This is a genomic window from Phreatobacter stygius (genome assembly GCF_005144885.1).
In the GTDB taxonomy this organism is placed as follows: Bacteria; Pseudomonadota; Alphaproteobacteria; order Rhizobiales; family Phreatobacteraceae; genus Phreatobacter; species Phreatobacter stygius.
Window position 1 is genome coordinate 1,562,511 of record NZ_CP039690.1, and the last position, 17,221, is coordinate 1,579,731.

Here is a 17,221-nt window from a genome sequence, read left to right on the forward strand (position 1 = left end):
CCCCTTCAAATCGGTGCAGTCCAAATCGGTGCGGTCGCGGCGGAGCAGCGACGGCGTCACTGCTTGTCGCCCGGCTCTTCCGGGGTCTCAGCACGGCGGTCGCGCAGCGCCGCCATCAGCTCGGGATCGCCGAGCAGTTCCTTCAACCGGTTCTCGGCGCCCACCTTGCCGTCCATGTAGCGCTGCAGGTTCTTCAACTGCTCGCGGGCTTCCAGCAGTTTGGCCACCGCCGGCACCTGGCGGGCGATCGCGGTTGGCTTGAAATCGTCCATCGAGCTGAACTCGAGGTTGACGCCGAGCTTCTCGGTTTCGTCGCCCAGCTTGTTGGCGACGCGAAACGCCAGGCCCGGCTTGATCGCCGCCATGCGCTTCTCGAAATTGTCCATGTCGATGTCGAGGAACTTGCGCTGCGCCACTTCGGGTTTTTCGACCTTCGAGGCATTGCCCGAGAGATCGGCCAGAACCCCCATGACAAAGGGCAGCTCGACCAGTTTTTCCGAATTGTACGGATCTTCGTAGGTAATGTGCACGCGCGGCTTGCGGTTGCGGCGGATGAACTTCTGGCCACTGTCACTCATGATATGCCCCTTCTCTCAGGTTCTGAATGCCGGATGAACTCTCCGATAGAACGAATGGAACAGTATCGAACAGCGATCGAAGGTCGATCTACTCATCGCTACTGAGGCGAAGATGCGACTTTGGAAGCATTTCCTCCAGGATTGCCAGAAAATCCCGCCCGGCCAGGCCACGGGCGCGATCGAGCAGCAGCGGCAGCGGGCTGGACGGCTCCATGGCGCGGTAGAACTGCGCCACCTGGGCCATCAGGTCGTTGGCCTGGCCGCGCGATCGGAGCCGGATCATCGGCACGACCGGGCCGAGTGGCGGCGCGGCGGCGCCGCCCGGCTCCTCGGCGGCGGCGAATGGCTGGGGCTCGTCGGCCGCGGCCTCCTCGGCGAACGGCTGGTCGACCGCGCCGTCGCCGCCATCGCCATAACCAGGCGCTGCCGACACCTCGAAAGCCGCCAATCTTTCGATCGGAATGTTGAAGCCGGAGGTCTGGCCAACCCGGATGCTGGCGGCCTGGACCGAGTCGGGCACCAGGGTCCGGAAGGCTTCCAGAAACGACATGCCGGCGAGCTGCCGGCATTGGCGCACCAGCAGGAGCCCGACCGAGGACGGCTCGCGCTGGGCGAGGTAATGGGCGACGGCATCGAGCGCCGCGACGGCCTGGCCATGGTCGGCGACTTCGCCGGGCAGGCCGGCCACCGGCTCGCCGTCCTCCGGCGCGGCCGGCTCCAGGCCTTCGACGACCCGCTTCGGATCACGCCGCTTCAGCTCGGCACCGAGCCAGGCCGCCTGTTCGCCGGCAAGCTTGCGCAGGTTGGGCACGGCGAGATCCCGGCCCGCTCCGAGCTCGGTCGAAAAGCTCGCCGCCATGCGCGCCAGCGCCTGATGCAGCCTGACGAAAGCCTCGTGACCGGCCTGAAGCTCATCAAGCTCGGCCCGTTCCAGCGCGGTTGCGATGGCGCTGGCCTGGACCACGCTCTCGTTGTCGCGCGGCGACGCGCCGCCGCTCGCCACCAGATAGTTGCGATAGGACACGGTCCCGATATTGCGCGCTTCGAACAGCGGCACGGATTGCAGCGGCATGACCGTGTGCGGCATGTCGTCGAGCGCCATCAGGACGCCGCGGCGCAATTCGCCATTGTCGCCGGCCGCGACCGGATGCACGTTCGCCCATTGCTGCTCGAGCAGCGCCGCCATGACATCGACCACGGCGGCGAAATCGGCCAGCCGCCGATCGAGGATCGTGAGCTTGGCCAGGAGAACCAGGACGCGCAGATCGCGCGACCGGTCGAGCAGGCCATCGGCAACTTTGACTTCGGAATTGAAGTCGATGGTCGATCGGTCGAATTCAGCGAAAACCGATGGCAGGACGCCTTCGACCCGGGCGAGGAAGTTCAGGTGATCGTCATCCGCCAGGGCATCGAGATCAGGACCGCAGGGCGCATCCTCGGAGATGGGCGCCGCGAATTTTGCGTAATCGATGGCGCTCATGTCTTCAACTCATCCAATACTGCGCAGTCGATGGTCGACCTGGTGGGGATGACCATCGCTGCACGCTGCGGGCGACGGGTCGCTTGATGCGTCGGTTACTGAGCAAGGCGCGTTTCGACACGACGGTTGGTAGCGTCCATCGGGTCGGAGGTTCTTGGCTGGCTGCTGCCGAGCGCGCGCGGCACGATGCGCGACCGGTCGACACCGCGGGCTTCGAGATAGCTCACCACCGCGCTGGCGCGGCGGCGCGACAGATCCATGTTGTGACCGTCGGATCCGCGGCCGTCGGTATGGCCCTCGACGGCAAAGCTCAACTCGGTCAGGCGCGGGTCTTTGAGCGCGCGGGCGAACTCGTTGAGATTGCGCCGGGCCTCCGGCGTCAGCCGGTCGGAATCGAGCCCGAAATTCACCATCAGGTCGAAGGTCGGCGACGGCGGCCTTGCCTGCCGGCCGCACTCCGCTTCCGTTCCGACACAGACGGCGCGCGACGCACCCAGCCCCCGGCTCTGCCCGAGAGGAAGGCTTGTCTCTGACGGCCTGGAGGCCGAGAACCGCTCGATGATCTGATCGGCCGTGTAAGCCGGCTGCGCAATCAGTGGGCTCGATACAGTTATCGGCATCAATAAAATAAAGCACCAGAAGATCGGGCGCATGGCACGTTCTCCGAAGCGATTGAATACTCGGCAAGAATGACTCAGACTGCTAGGAGCGTCAATCGAGCGGGCGGCGTGGATTCTTTGCAAATGAGCAACCATGACGAGCGGTCCTCTGCGAGACGGATGTCCGATGCATGCCATCCAGCCGGCGCCGTATTGCGCCTGCGGCGAGCGGCTGTGGAGTGCAGCCGACATCGGCAAAACTGGCATGACAGACCGGCCGCCGGTGTGTCGGAACGCACATCGCCGCCGGCGGATCGCTGCTTGGCTGCGGGTCTTGAGTTCAAGGCGCGGACCCAGACGCTCGGGCGACCCGTCGCAAGGGATTTCGAAGTCGGGATTTCGGATCGTCTTCGGTTTTCAATCAGACCGATCGCGGTATCGATAGACCAAGGCATCCAGCCGTCAACGAGGAAGACTCATGCCGGTCACTCTCAAGCAAGATCAACGGCCCGCGCGGTTGAAGAGCCCGTTTGGAGGCGATGTTCTCAGCTTTTCCAGCCTGAGCGGGCGCGAGACGATCAGCCAGCCGTTCGAATACCTGATCGAGGCGGTCAGCACCGAGGCGGGCCTGGATTTCGACAAGGCGCTGGGCCGCAATTGCTGCGTCACCTACCACACCTATGACAAGGCCCAGCGCCATTTCAACGGCGTCCTGACCGAAAGCGAATGGCTCGGCAAGCGCAGCGGGCTGCATCATTACCGGCTGACGCTGCAGCCGTGGTTTTCGCTGCTCGGCTTCACCTCCAACTGCCGCTTCTTCCAGGAAATGTCGGTCACCGACATCATCAAGAAGGTTTTCGCCGACGCCGGCTTTACCGATTTCATGTTCAAGACCAGCGAAAATTACGAAAAGATCGAATATTGCGTTCAGTATCGGGAAACCGATTTCGCCTTCGTCAGCCGCCTGATGGAGCATTACGGCATCTATTATTTTTTCGAGCACTCGAGCGACAAGCACGAGATGATCCTGGGCGACGGCCGCTCGTCGCATCAGCCGATCAGCGGCCTGGCCACCGTGCCGTTCCGGCATCTGGGCACCGCGAACTATCGCGCCGAACAATATCTGGCGGAATGGCGGCCGGGCCGGCGTTTCCAGACCGGCAAGGTCAGCCTGAACGATTTCGACTATCTGAAGCCGAACGCCTCGCTGCTGGCGGAATCGAACCAGCCGGGCAGCTACGCCAAGGGCGGGCTCGAAATCTACGATTATCACGCCAGCTACAAGGAGCGGAGCAAGGGCGAGAAGCTCGCCAAGGTCCGGCTCGAGGCACGCCAGGCCCTCGACCTGCGCCGGGAATGCGCGGGTGATGCCGCCTCCCTGCTGCCCGGCGGCCTGACCACGCTGAAGGACCATGCCGAGGGCAGCGAGAACAAGCAGTATCTGGTGATCTCCTGCACGCATCAGATCCGCGACGAGGACTATGTCTCGGGCGACGCCAGCGCCGAGACGATCTACGAGGGGCGCTACCTGTTCCAGCCGGGCAACCGGCCGTTCCGGGCGCCCCCGGTCACGCCGCGCCCGATCATATCTGGACCGCAGACCGCCAAGGTCGTCGGCAAGTCGGGCGAAGAGATCGACGTCGACGAGCACGGGCGCATTCTCGTCCAGTTCCATTGGGACCGCGACAAGAAGCCGTCGCGCCGGGTGCGCGTGGCGCAGACCTGGTCGGGCAAGGCCTGGGGCGGCGTGGTCATCCCGCGCATCGGCATGGAGGTCGTGGTCGAGTTCATCGAGGGCGACCCGGATTATCCTCTGGTCACCGGCACGGTCTATAATGGCGAGAACAAGCACCCTTACGAATTGCCCGCCAACAAGACCATCTCCGGCGTCAAATCGCGCTCGTCGAAGTCGGACAACGGCTATAACGAGCTGATCTTCGAGGACAAGTCGTCCAGTGAGAAAGTCCGGCTCCATGCCGAGAAGGACCTCGAGGCGAAGATCAAGAATTCCGAGACCCGCGAGATCGGCGTGGAGTTTCCGGTGCCGATGGGCAAGGCCTCGCGCAGCACCACGCTGAAAGCCGGCGACGACGAACTGACGGTCGAAACCGGCAACCAGACGGTCGATGTCGCCCAGACCGTGAAGATCACCGCCGGGCTGTGCCTGCAGCTTGTGGTCGGCGCCAGCAAGATTACCATGACGCCAGCCTCGATTTCGATCCAGTCACCGCTGATCACCGTCAAGGCCGACGCCACATTGATGGCCAGCGCACCGATCACGCAGGTCAGCGGCGACGGCCTGCTGATGCTCCGCGGCGCCCTCGTCACCATCAACTGAATGAGCATGCGTGATGGGAAAGCTCCGCTTTGCAACCGCCCGCGACGTCTTCGAGGCGTTCCCGACGCTCGCCGACGACATGCTGGCATCCCCCTCGGAACGCGAGCCCCTGGCCTTCCTGGCCGAACTTGCCGCCGGTCCGACGCCTGAGGACGCGGTCAGCTTCTGCGCCTATGTGCTGCCGCGCCGGGACGCGGTCTGGTGGGCCTGCCGCTGCACCCGGTCGCTGACCCGCCCGCAGGAGCCGGTCGAGGACCAGGCGCTGGCCGCGGCCGAAGCCTGGGTTCGGGAGCCCAATGAAGAGAGCCGCACCGCCGCGATGAGTGTCGGCAATGCCGCCAACCGGACCGTGCCGACGACCTGGGCGGCGCTGGCCGCGGCCTGGTCCGGCGGCAATCTGTCGCTCGGCGAGCACCCCGGCGCGCCGGCCCCGCCGCACCTGACCGCCAAGGCGGCGCGCGCCTGCGTGCTGATGGCGCTGGCCAGGGTTCCAGCCACCGAACGCCGTGCTAAACTTCGCGCCTGCATCGAAGGCGGCATTCGGCTCGCCGCCGCAGAAGCGACGTGAAACGGGTGGGTCCGGTGCGGCCGGATCCTGCCTCATTCCGCGGAGACCGTCGTTGATCGCCCTGCGCCTGACGATCGAGAACGAAACCTCCCTGCCCGACGGCGGGCCGCTGTCCTATACGCTCACCGGCACGCGCGGCATCGATATTGGCCGCGACAAACATCTCGACTGGGTGCTGCCCGATCCCAGCCGCTATATCTCGAGCAAACATTGCGAGATCCGCTTTCGCGATGGCGGCTACTGGCTGCACGACGTGTCGAGCAACGGCACTTTCATCAACGGCAGCGCATCGCGGCCGGTCGAGCCGCGGCGCCTGCGCACCGGCGACCGTCTGGAGATCGGCCGCTACATCATCCGGGTCGAGGTCAGCGGCGAGACCCTCGCTGATCGGCCGCAGCCGGACGCCGTCTCGGCCGCCACCGGCATGTCCGGCGATATCTGGAGCGTCGACGGCGAAGTCGCGGCGCCTGCCGCTGCGGGCGAGATCCGCGCCCGGCGCTCGTCGCGCCCGGTGGTGTCGGGCGACATGATGGATTGGGCCGTCGATCTGCCGGGCCCGGTCGGCCGGCCGGCGCCGGTGGCCGCGGTTCCCGTGCCACGATCCGGCCGGACGACGCCAGCCGCCGAAGTCGCCGACAAGGCCTTCGCCGGCGAACCCATGCGCCTGCCCAAAGATCTCGCTCAAGCCAATGTCGCTCATGCCGACGGCGTACAAGCCGACGGCGCCCGTGACGATCTCGACTGGTCGTTGCCCGGCACCGCGCAACCCGGCCCGCCAGACATGGCCCGCGACATGCCGCAGGCGCGCGACGTCGAACCGGCAAGGCCGGAACCGCCACGCCAGGCCGCGCCGCCGGCACGGCCTGACGCGTTTTCAAGCGCCTTTCTCAGCCATTTCGCCAAGGGTGCCGGACTCCCGCCCGAGCTTCTGCAGGGCCGCGATCCCGCCGAATTCGCCGAACAGCTCGGGCGCCTGATGATCGCCATGACGACCGAACTCAAGGCGCTGATGCAGGCGCGCGCCCAGACCAAGGGGGCGATCCGCAGCACCAATCAGACGACGGTCCAGGCCCTCGACAACAATCCGATCCCCTTCGCGCCGACGCCTGAAGACGCGCTTCGCCTCATGCTGGCCGGCACCGGTCCTGGTTATCTCGGCGCCGAGGCGGCACTGAAGAAGAGTTTCGATGCCCTGAAGACCCACCAGCTCGACACTTTCATTGCCATGCAGGCGGCGGTCGACGCCATGGTCGAACAATTGGATCCGGTTGCCGTCGACCGCAGCGCCGAGCCGGACAAGGCGCTCGGCCAGCTCTTCGCCTCGCGCAAGGCCAGGCTGTGGGATCTTCATGTCGCGCGCTGGCAAGCCCTGGCGGCCGCCCATGACGACGGCTTGCGCGGCGCCTTCATGAGCTTCTTCGCCGCCGCCTATGATCGCCGGACCGGCGGACGCGGCTAGGCTAAACCCCGGAGGCTCAATTCTCGATCCGGAAATATTGCCGGAGCACGCTGACCGACTGCGGATTGCCGGCCAGTTCGCGTTGCAGCGCCGGGAACAGGGTCGCCGCCGATGCCTGCCCGCGGAAGTCCAGCGCCGCCGGCCGTTGCGCGGCGACGATGGCCAGCACCAGTTTGGGCCGCTGCCGCGCCACGGTGCCCGGTTCTGTCGCGATGCTGATCAGGCTGACGCGCCCGCTCGGCTGCGACCGCGCCGGCACATGCTGCACCAGGCCGTCATCCGTCACCATCAGCACGCTGACGCTCTTCAGGCCGGCACCCTGGATGGTGCCGTCGATCGTCCGGCCCGGCCGCACGTTGAAGGTCTGCAGATCGAAGCGCAGCGCGGGATCGCGCTCGCCGGCCACCATGCGCAGAAAATCGACGGCGGGACATTGGGCCTGGCTGAGCGGCCGGAATTGAATCTGCGCCTCGAAGCCGTTGGCGCGCTTGAAATCCACGTCGAACCGATCGATCGCCGCTTTCGAAACACCGAAGCCTTCGACGTCGACCTGCCGATCGCCGGCCGAACGGACCGCCAGGAACAGGCAGGGTCCGCCATCATAGGAACGGACGAAATCGGCCGGTGTCGCCGGCTCGGGCAGGCGCGGTGTCGGGAGTGTCGGGAGCGGCAGCGTCGGTGACGGCGGCGGCGTCACCGGGGTAACGGCCGGTGTCGCGGGCCCGAGAACGACCGGGGACGGCGCTCCCTCCGGCTCCGGCCGCGAGGGCCCCGGCCGGGGCGGCGGATCGGTCCGGACCGGTTCGGGCGATGGCGCGCCAGGTTCGGTTCGCACAGGTTCGACGGTCGCCGGCGTCTGGCCCTGTGCTCCCTGCTCGCGGCCCTGCGATTGCCGCCGCAGTCGCTCCAGCGCCTCGGCAAGGCTCGTCGGCGCCTGGTCGTTCTGATCGGCGGGCGATGCCGGCGCGGCACCGTCGCGCGGCTCCTGCCCCGGAGACTGGGTCAGCAGCGGCGGCGATTGCCCGTCTCGCCGTTCGGCCGGTGGCCGGTTGGCCGGCGTGAGCGGCGGGAACGGATCGTCGTCGGCCGCCCCCGTCGTCTGGCCGGGGATCAGGCCCGGCGCCCAGGTGATGACGGCAAGGCTGGTCGCCGCGACCGCGAAGAGGGCTGCCGCGCCGACCGCGACCGGCACCCAGCGGCGGCGCGGCGGCGCGTGCAATTCGGCTTCCGCCGCGCGCAGCCGCCCACGCCGCCGCGCGCCGAATTCGGCCATCGGCGCCGCCTCGGCCGCGGCCGACGGCAGCGGCCGCGCCGACCAGTCGCGGATCGCCTCCATCGAGGCTGGCCGATCGTCCGGCTGCGGTTGCAGCATGTCGCTCAACAGCGGCGCAAGCGCAGCATCGACGCCGGCAAGGTCAGGCACCTCGCGGCGGCGCTCGATCGTCTCGACATGGCTGCGGCCCATGTCGAGGGGCTTGCCGCGCAGCGCCTCGGCGATCAGCAATCCGAGGCTGTAAATGTCGGATTTCGCGGTGATCGTGCCGCCGAACAGCCCGAGCTGCTCGGGCGAGACATAGTTGTATTTGCCGGCGAAACCATCGCCGATCACGGTGGTCGCGCCGAACAGGGTCGATTTGGCGATGCCGAAATCGATGATCTTGGCCCGGCGCACGTCGCCGCCGGGCAGGATGACGTTGTCGGCGGAAATGTCGCGGTGGATGATGCCGATCTCATGGGCGGCGGCGAGCCCCGCGGCCAGCCGGCGCAGCAGGATGGCGCATTGCCCGACGGCGAGCGGGCCGCGCTTGATCAGGTCCGACAGCGGTTCGCCGTCGACGAACTCCATCGCCAGATAGGGCCGCTTGAGCACCGGATCGATGGCGAAGACGAAATAGCGGATGATCGCCTCGTGATGCAGGTGATGCAGCGCCGAGGCTTCCTTGCGAAACAGCGCGAGCGCGGCTTCGTTGCCGATCAGTTCCGGACGGATCAGCTTGATCGCCACCTGGTCGCTGGTCTCGATCAGGTGGCCGCGATAAACCTCGCCCATGCCGCCGGCGGCGATCAGCGTGTCGATCTCATAGGTGTCGTTCAGCCGCGTTCCCGGCGGCACCCGGCCAAAGATGACGGCGGTCTGATCAGCCATCAGCGGCATTCCTTCGCGACATCAGCACGGTGCGCTCGCGAGGGTTGCGCGTCGAGCCGGTCTTTTCATGGCCGCGCAGGCAGACGACGATCACGGTGACGTTGTCGGTGGCGCCCCGCGACAATGTCGCATCGACCAGCGCGTCGCAGGCCGCGCGCGGCGTACGGCCGGCGAGCAGCGCCAGGATCTCCGCATCGGCCAGATGGGTGTTCAGCCCATCCGAACACAGCACGAAGACATCGCCATCTTCCGCCTTTCCCTGCGCGATATCCAGTTCGACCTCGTCGACGACGCCGATCGCGCGGGTGATGATGTTGCGCCGCGGCCAGTTCTGCGCCTCCTCCGCGGTCACCAGGCCGCGCTTCAGCAGGGCCGCCGCCTCGGTATGGTCCTCCGAGACGCAGCTGATCGCGCCGTCGCGGACCAGGTAGAGCCGGCTGTCGCCGGCCCAGACGCAGGCATAGGCGTCATCGAAGACCAGCAGCGCGACGACGGTAGTGCCAAGCGACACCTCCTTCTCGACCGCATAGCGGCGCAGGGCACGATTGGCCTGCCAGGCGCGCTCCTCGAACTGGGCGAGCAGATCGGCGGCGGTCGCCGGCGGGCCGATGGTTGCCAGAGCCTCGACCATGGTCGCGCTGGCCAACTGGCCGTCGGAGAGCCCGCCGACACCGTCGGCGACCGCCCAGAGGCCGATATCCGAACGGGCGATGAAGGCGTCCTGGTTCTCGCCGCGCACGCAGCCGACATGGCTGGCCGCGGCGGTCTCGAAGGTCAGGCCGTTGTCCTGGGGTGAGCGACGTGCGGGCATGGCGTTACGACCCCTGCTCGAATGTGCCGGTCAGCATGGCGGCGAATGTCGCCGACGACGGCAGGCCGCGGACGTTCAGCGCCGCCGGCGCGAAGCCGTCGCCGCCAACCGTCCACCAGGCCGACATGGCCTCGACCGCCGCCGCCTCGGCCCGGCGCTGGGCATCGTTCAGCCGGTCGTCTAGCGTCGCCTCGCCGGCGCCGATGCCGAGGAAGGTCTCGCCATCGCCGAGGGCCGGACCGGTCAGGGCCGCGGGCGCCTCGATCGCGCGCAGGCTTGCCAGAAAGGCATCGAAATCACAGTCCGGATCAAGCGCCAGCAGCATCAGATCCTCCAGCGCCTCGAAATCCGCGGTCCTGTTGTCCTGGCTCGGCGGCGCGAAGCGATGGCCTGTCGGCGCCGGGGCGGCTACCGTCAGCGGAAAATAGCGCCCGACCCCATCGACGCTCGGCATCAGGGCACCGACGACCGATGTGCCAAGAACGCTCGAACCGCACCAGAACCGCCAGATCGGCGCCTTGATGAAGGCCGCGTTCCAATGGTTGCCGAGTGACAGCTTGCTGGCCGCCATGACGCCCTGCAGCCAGGTTTCCCAGGGCCTGAGCACCGGCGATGGCAGGTCGATCGCGACGAAATCGCGTTTGGCCGGCAATTTTCCGAAGACACCATAAGCCATGGGCCAGTCACCGGCCGCCGGGACAGCGGAATTCGCGAAGCACCGTCGAGGTCAGGGGATTGACCGCCGCCGCCACGTTGATCTGATAGGCGACCTCGCGCCCGCCAACCGAAAAGGTCGCGATCACCGTCTCGCCGCTGCGCTGGACGGTGCCGGCTTCGAGCAGCCGGAACAGCGCCCAGGGTCCGCTGCGCTCCAGCGTCGCGGTGCGGCCGGCCTGGTCCTGGACCAGGATGACCGCGGCCTTCTGCATGCCGGCCGGGCCGGGCCATTGCATCGGGGTCGGCGCGTCGGGCGGCCGCGGCCGTTGCGGCTGGGGCGGTGGCGGCGGGCGCTGGCCGAACAGGATTTCCAGTCCGGAGGGGGCTGGCGGCGGTGGCGGCGGCGGTTCCGGCGCGTCCTTGGCGAGGATCGCGCCATTGACCTCGAGCCTCGCCGACACGATGCCTTGCGGCATGGTCATGTTGCGGACGACGAAGGAAAAGCCGGCGGCGCCGGTGCGCATATAGGTCTCGCGGATCGCCGCGGCGCGCTGGAAATCGCGCAGCAGGGCCACCGGCAATTCCCGCCCGACCGGATTGGTCTGGTTCCAGGTCCAGTCGCGCCGCGTGGTATCGGCATAGGGTGCGAGATTGGCGGCGAAGAAGCGGTCGATCGTGCCATTGGTGCCGAACAGTCGCTCGAAATCGCCGATCGACATGTCGTTGGTCGAGCCGCGGGTGAACGGATAGCGACCGGCGGTCGCCAGTCGGCACGGCTCGGCGACCTGTTCGGTCAGCGCCTGGCCGAGCCGCGCCAGGGTGGTGCCGGTCGCATCCGAATCGAACGAATTGGCGGCCGTCTGCATCATCGTCGAGAACGGCGGTGGCAGGCGCGTGGCATTGCCGCGCAGGGACTGCAGATGGGTGCGGAACATCTGCGTTGCGGCTGTGGTCTGGGCCGGATCCGACATCGCCATCAGCGACTGGTGGATATCACTGAGATTCTTGATCAGATCGTCGATCGGCCGCCGCCCGCCCTGAGCCTCGACCACCACATGCATGGCCCGGAACGATGCCTCGATCTCGGCGCCCGGAACCACGCCGGCCGGGAAGGCGACGCGCGGCGGGGTCGCAGGGCTCGTGGTCGCCGGCGCGCCCGCCGGCTTCGGCCGGTCGCGGGTCAGCTGGGTTTCGTCGCGGATCGATTCGAACAGCGCGATCAGCGGCGAGGTGGCGCGTGCCGCCGCGTCGAGCGTGACATAGCGCGGCCGGTCGGCGGTCAGCGACCTGATGCGCAGCGTCCGCAGCGCCGTATCCCAGGCACTGCCGAACTCGCGCCCGTAGCGGGCCAGCAAAGCCGGCTCGAGCTGATCGAACTGGCGTTGCAGCGCCTGCTGGTCGGCGACCTCGCCCATCAGCCCGCGCTCGCGCTCGACCTGCGCCCGGACCTCGGCCAGGCGGCCGAGAAAAGCCTCGTGGAAACCGTCATAGGTGAACAGGAAGGGGACGCGGGCGGCATCGAGATCTTCGCCGACACGCGCCTCGAACACCCGCGCGGCGTCCTGCCCGCCCTTGGCCTTGGCGGTCCAGTCGCGGCTGCGCTGTTGGGCCGCGGCCGAACGAATGAGCTCGAAGGCGCGGTCGATCACGCCCATCCGGCCGAGCGTCCTCTGGGTCTCCTGGATCAGCGCCTCGTCGAGCGCCACCGCCCGCGTGTCGGTTGGCGGGTCGAACTCCATCAGCGCGTCGAGATGCTCGCCGAGTACCCGCCGGCCGTCGGCATTGGCGGCGCCGCGGAACTGGTTCTGCTCCCAGTCATTGCGCAGGAACGCGCGGACCTGGTCCTTGGCGAGCGGCTCCCGGCCGCCCAGCATCAGATAGATCGGCAAGGCCTGGTAGGCATAGGCCGCGTCCTGCTGCCGGCTGCGCAGCTCGGTTTCCAGGCGGAACAGCAGGCGTGGACGGAAATGCCGCTCGAGCGCCGCCTGATAGGTGCTTTCGGCCGCCGAATTGAGCCGCGGCCTCTGGCTCAGCCCGAAAGTCTCGGGCAGCGGTGTCGCCATGTCGCGCTCGGCATAACCGGCCGGCATCTGGCGCAGATGGAAGAGGTGCCGCAGCGGCCGGCTCAGGTCGCCATCGGCGATCACCGTCTCGGCGCTGACATCCTCGCCGATCAGCCGGTAGCGGGTGGTGCTCTGGAACGTCTGCTCGATCAGCTCGCTGTTGCGCTGATAGCTGACCCACCAGGCGCCGAACAGGCCGGCGCAAACCAGGGCGATGGCTGCGAAACCGGCGCCGCGCACCAGGCTGTTGCGCCGGACCACCGCCCGGTTGGTCGACACCCAGCCCGCCTCGCCGACGATCACCTTGGTGATCAGGTCGGTCAGGAAATAGCTTTTGCCCATGCCGGAATAGCCGCTGGCGGCCAGTTCCTGCGCGCCGAACGACCGGCTGAGCGCGCCGATCAGCCGGTCGATCGGTGTGCCCAGCTGGGTTCCCGAGGTGAAATAGAAGCCGCGCAGCGTCGCATTGGCATGGTAGCGGGTCGGTTCGAAGATGCGGCCGAGGAAATTGACGATCGCCTCCTTGCTCGCCGCCATCTGGCTCGGAAAGCTCAGCACCTGCACCTTCGACACCGGCGTCGGCTCGTCCTGCAGCCGGTCGACCAGTTCGAGGTTCAGCCGCTCGATCAGCAGGTCGAATTCTTCCGGAACCTCGCCGACCTTGTTCAGCGTCTTGTCGTCGGTCTGGAACGTCGCGCCCCAGACGACCTTGCGTCCGGCCTCGTTCAGATGGCCGAAGAACTCGACGAAGCCGGCGACCAGGTCGGCTTTGGTGAACATCGCATAGACCGGGAAGTCGACCTTGAGATGGTCGTGCAATTCGATCAGGCGGGCGCGGATGGCCTCGGCATGGGCGCGCGTCATCTCGGGCCCGCCGGTCACCAGGTCCTCGAGGCTGATGCACACGATGACGCCGTTGATCGGCTGTTTCGGCCGGTTCTCCTTGAGCAGTTCGAGGAAGGACAGCCAGCTCTTCTGGTCGCCCTTCTGCTCCGAATCCTGCGTGGTATAGCGGCCCGCCGTGTCGATCAGCACGGCGTCCTCGGTGAACCACCAGTCGCAATAGCGGGTGCCGCCGACACCGGCCACCGCCGCCGGCGTCATGCCGCGCGCCAGCGGAAACTTGAGGCCGGCATTGATCAGCGCGGTGGTCTTGCCCGAGCCCGGCGGCCCGATGATCATGTACCAGGGCAGATCGTAGAGATAATCGCCGCTCGCCCCCGACGCCTTGCGCAGCGTCTGCAGCGCATCTTTCATCTTGTCGGCCAGAACCTCGCCGTCGCCGGTCGGTTCGGCCTCGCCCTGGCCCTCGCCCTCGAGGCTCTTGGCCAGCATCGCCTCGGCCTTCCGGCGCCTCACGATGGTGATGACGATGGCGGCCAGAAGCGTGACGGCGATCAGTCCGATGATCAGCCAGCGGACCCAGGCGGGATCGAGCGGCCGGACATTGGCAATCGCGATCAGCGGTCCGACGAACCAGACCAGCGCGGCGAGCGCCAGCCCTCCGATCGCGTAGCAGACGAGCAACAGCCAGATCTTCATCTTCATCGCCTGCAGCCTCTCGCGCGGCTTACCGGCATGACGTCGCCGCGCGGTCGCGCGGGATCATCAGTTCGACACGCCGGTTGCGGGCCCTGCCCTCGTTCGTTTCATTGGAATCGATCGGCTGGTCGGCACCCTTGCCTTCGACCTCGACCCGCTGCGGCTGGGTCAGGGCGGGGCGAATCAGATTGGCCACCGCCTGGGCGCGCTCGACTGAGAGATGCCAGTTCGACGGGAAGCGCGCGGTCGCGATCCGCGTGCTGTCGGAATGGCCGATCACCTTGATGGCGCCGGCCTGCTGTTCGAGGATCGCGCCGATCTTGGTGGCGACCGGGCGGAAACTGTCGAGCACGGTGGCCTGACCGGAATTGAACGAGGCGAAGGCGCCGACCCGCAGGATCACCGAATTGGCCGATTCGACCACGCTCAGGCGGCCAGCGCTGATCTCGGCCGCGAGCCCCGCCCGGATGCAGTCGAGCTGGGTCGAGGCGGGCGGCGGTGGCGGCGGCTGCACCGGCGCCCGGCGCAGCAAGGCGATGGTACCGTCCGGCACCACCCGGCGCGTCTCGGTCGCCACCGTGTCCGACGATCCGGCCAGCAGCAGCCTGAGCGTGATAAAGGTCACGCCGAGGATCGCCGCGGCGACCGCGGCGACCGACCAGAGCGGCACGCGAAAGGTCGCGGCGGCCGGCGGGAGATCCTGACCACGCCAATGCGGCGACAGGTCGAGATCGGTCCTTGGCCGGACCCGCCTCAGGGTCTCGTAGAGATTGCGCTGGATCGATTGGAGCGCCGCCGCCCCGCCTCCGGAGGTACGGTGGATGCCCTGGAAGCCGATGCCCAGGCAGACATACATCAGCTCGAGCAGGTCGTAGTTCCTGAGCGGGTCGAGCTTGGCCTTGTCGAGCTTCTCGAAAAAGCGCACGCCACCGGTCCGCTCGCCGAAGAAGCGCGACAGCATGCTGTATTGGGTCCAGATCGGCCGGTCTTCCGATGGAATGTTCTGGACGATGTCGTCGGCGGTGGCGGCCAGCGCATATTTCGCGTCGGCCGCCTGTTCGGCGCTCGCGCCATGCGCCAGCACCTCTTTCTCGAACGTGTCGATGGCGTCGGCCACCTGGTCCATCAGGTCGGCGAAGCGGGCCTGCATCAACGAGGCGCGCAGCCGGCCGAGCAGCAGCAGCAGCGGGCAGGCCGCTTCCAGCAGGATGTTGTCGTTCGGCGCGATCGGCACGTCGCGCTTGAGCAGCATGACCTGGCCGGGCTGCGGCGACGCGGCGCCCCGCGCCGGCGGCGGCGGTGGCTCGGGCTCGGCCGCCCGGCCGCTGGTCCAGTCGTCCTCCCGTCCCGCCGCTCCGGCGCCGCCGGACGGCGCCTGGGGCGGCGAAGGCGGCTGGGCCGGAGACTGCGGCTGGGCCCGGCGCCCTCCGGGGTTCGGCTGCACGATGGTGCGGTCGCTGCGGCCGAACGGATCGAAGGGCGGGGGTTTGTCGGTCACGGACGATCTCCGAGGATCGCCCAGAACTCCAGCTCCAGGTCAGGCCAGGTGCCCGAGAAATGGAAGCCGACGGCGCTGGCGGTGGAAAATTCCGGCCAGAGCGGCGAGGTCCGGTCGAGCAGGAAATAGACGTGGTCCGCCATGGCGCGGATCTGCGGCGGCGGGGTCGGCAGGTGGATCAGCGGCACGCCCGGCAGATGGGCATGCACGATCTCGTTCATCTTGGTGTTCGGGCCGACCTTGAACAGTTGCGGGAATTCGGTCTGGATTTCGGTCAGCGGCCGGCGCGCCGAAACCTCCAGCACCAGGTTGGCGTTGCGGAACAGCGAACGGTCCTTGATGGTCGAGACGAAGGCATTGGCCGCCCGCTCGACGATCTCCAGCCGGATCGCCCGGCGGCCGTAGCGGATGCTCAGATATTCCTGGATGTCGCGCACCACGGGCGCGAAGGTATTTTCCAGATCGTCGTGGTCGTAAGCCGGATAATCATTGGTCCGCCGCTCGGCCGAGGCGAAGGTCGCCAGCTCGCCGACGAAATGCAAGAGCTCGACATAGAGCCGCTCCGGATGGGCGTAGCGGGTCATCCTCAGATGCTTGAGCACGGCCAGGTGCCGGTTGAGCAATTGCAGCACGAAATAGTCGACCGTCTGCAGGCCGCCCCCGGCGGTCGGATCGGCGGCATAACGGGCCAGCTCCTCCAGCTTGTTGTCCATCCAGCCGATGATCCGGTCCATCCAGCCGTCGACGGTCGGATGGGCGTTGCAGATCAGCAGCGGTGGCACATAGCGGTCGTCGAAGATGATCGCCTTGTCGCGGATTTCCAGCACGCGGGCGACGCCGAGCGACACGTAGCCGGGCTTCTGGGTCTTGCGGACATCGAAGCTGAGGCGTGGAAAGGCGATGTCGATCTCTTCCTCGATGCGCAGCGAGGAATTGGAATCGATGATGGTCTGGGTCGCGGTGACGAACCGGCTGCCGGTCTCCGCACTGCCGGTGTCGACTTCCCGGGTGTTCGGCGAGATCACCGGCAGCGACAGCCAGACGGTGCTCTTGGCGGCATTGTCGGGAATCTCGATCGGCGCCGGCAGCGGCCCGTCCATCGGCAGGTCGAAGGGCGTGCCGTCGGGCATGATGCCGCTGGCCCGGCGCAGCGCGAAGCGGCTCTGCTGGGCGAGGTCGCGATCGATCTCGACCTGCGCGAAACCCCAAGGGTAGGGCGTGATGTCACGCGCACGCGTTTCCACCAGGCGCTCGAGATAGCGATCGCCTTGTTGCATGTGGTGGGGTCGCAGAAACAGACCCTCAGACCACGCGACTTTCCCGAACCACGACATGAACAATCCATGCGTTCTATCGCGCAGCGACTTAAGGCTTCAAAGATCGTAGCGCGGCATTCCAAGGTTGAGAAGAGGTGGCACGATTTGCCTCGTCTTCGGCGAAGACTGAGCAGAGCGTAACGCAGCTTTGTTTCCAAGTGACTTC

12 protein-coding genes are annotated in these 17,221 nt (G+C 67.3%); 3 read left to right on the top strand and 9 right to left on the bottom strand.

The window, feature by feature from the left end; all coding sequences use genetic code 11:
• Nucleotides 1–56 precede the first annotated feature (56 nt).
• The 3 genes from tssB to E8M01_RS07185 all read right to left on the bottom strand — a co-directional run bounded on the left by tssB (nucleotide 57) and on the right by E8M01_RS07185 (nucleotide 2,711).
• Nucleotides 57–581: a type VI secretion system contractile sheath small subunit gene (gene tssB, locus E8M01_RS07175; RefSeq protein WP_215908911.1), complete on the bottom strand. Its 525-nt coding sequence runs from the start codon at nucleotides 579–581 to the stop codon at nucleotides 57–59.
• 85 nt (nucleotides 582–666) lie between these two features.
• On the bottom strand, nucleotides 667–2,058 hold the full coding sequence (locus E8M01_RS07180) for a type VI secretion system protein TssA (protein WP_136959504.1): 1,392 nt from the start codon (nucleotides 2,056–2,058) through the stop codon (nucleotides 667–669).
• Between the two features lie 95 nt (nucleotides 2,059–2,153).
• Nucleotides 2,154–2,711 (bottom strand): OmpA family protein, encoded by a 558-nt coding sequence (locus tag E8M01_RS07185; RefSeq protein WP_136959505.1) that lies wholly within the window; start codon nucleotides 2,709–2,711, stop codon nucleotides 2,154–2,156.
• 424 nt (nucleotides 2,712–3,135) lie between these two features.
• Between E8M01_RS07185 and E8M01_RS07190 the strand changes: the two genes are divergently transcribed.
• From E8M01_RS07190 to tagH, 3 genes are read left to right on the top strand one after another with little or no spacing between them, the layout of a single operon-like run.
• On the top strand, nucleotides 3,136–4,995 hold the full coding sequence (locus E8M01_RS07190; protein ID WP_136959506.1) for a type VI secretion system Vgr family protein: 1,860 nt from the start codon (nucleotides 3,136–3,138) through the stop codon (nucleotides 4,993–4,995).
• A 13-nt stretch (nucleotides 4,996–5,008) separates the two neighbouring features.
• On the top strand, nucleotides 5,009–5,563 hold the full coding sequence (locus E8M01_RS07195; RefSeq protein ID WP_136959507.1) for a DUF6931 family protein: 555 nt from the start codon (nucleotides 5,009–5,011) through the stop codon (nucleotides 5,561–5,563).
• Nucleotides 5,564–5,615: 52 nt separating this feature from the next.
• Nucleotides 5,616–7,022 (top strand): type VI secretion system-associated FHA domain protein TagH, encoded by a 1,407-nt coding sequence (gene tagH / locus E8M01_RS07200; protein ID WP_170181815.1) that lies wholly within the window; start codon nucleotides 5,616–5,618, stop codon nucleotides 7,020–7,022.
• Nucleotides 7,023–7,038: 16 nt separating this feature from the next.
• Here the strand turns inward: tagH and E8M01_RS35260 are convergent, their stop codons facing one another.
• The 6 genes from E8M01_RS35260 to tssK are packed head-to-tail and all read right to left on the bottom strand — an operon-like array spanning nucleotide 7,039 to nucleotide 17,073.
• On the bottom strand, nucleotides 7,039–9,168 hold the full coding sequence (locus E8M01_RS35260; RefSeq protein WP_136959509.1) for a serine/threonine-protein kinase: 2,130 nt from the start codon (nucleotides 9,166–9,168) through the stop codon (nucleotides 7,039–7,041).
• Entirely contained in the window at nucleotides 9,161–9,979 is an 819-nt protein-coding gene (locus tag E8M01_RS07210; RefSeq protein WP_136959510.1) for a PP2C family protein-serine/threonine phosphatase, read from the bottom strand. The genes E8M01_RS35260 and E8M01_RS07210 overlap by 8 nt, the downstream gene beginning before the upstream one ends.
• A gap of 4 nt (nucleotides 9,980–9,983) precedes the next feature.
• Nucleotides 9,984–10,655, bottom strand: a complete 672-nt coding sequence (gene tagF / locus E8M01_RS07215) for a type VI secretion system-associated protein TagF (protein WP_136959511.1) — start codon at nucleotides 10,653–10,655, stop codon at nucleotides 9,984–9,986.
• Between the two features lie 7 nt (nucleotides 10,656–10,662).
• A complete protein-coding gene (gene tssM, locus E8M01_RS07220) occupies nucleotides 10,663–14,247 on the bottom strand; it encodes a type VI secretion system membrane subunit TssM (protein ID WP_136959512.1) in 3,585 nt (1,194 codons plus the stop codon).
• Between the two features lie 22 nt (nucleotides 14,248–14,269).
• The gene (gene tssL, locus E8M01_RS07225) at nucleotides 14,270–15,739 is read right to left on the bottom strand and encodes a type VI secretion system protein TssL, long form (RefSeq protein WP_136959513.1); all 1,470 of its coding nucleotides are present in this window, start codon (nucleotides 15,737–15,739) and stop codon (nucleotides 14,270–14,272) included.
• Nucleotides 15,736–17,073, bottom strand: a complete 1,338-nt coding sequence (tssK, locus tag E8M01_RS07230; protein ID WP_136959514.1) for a type VI secretion system baseplate subunit TssK — start codon at nucleotides 17,071–17,073, stop codon at nucleotides 15,736–15,738. Before tssK ends, tssL begins: the two co-directional genes overlap by 4 nt.
• Nucleotides 17,074–17,221 lie beyond the last annotated feature (148 nt).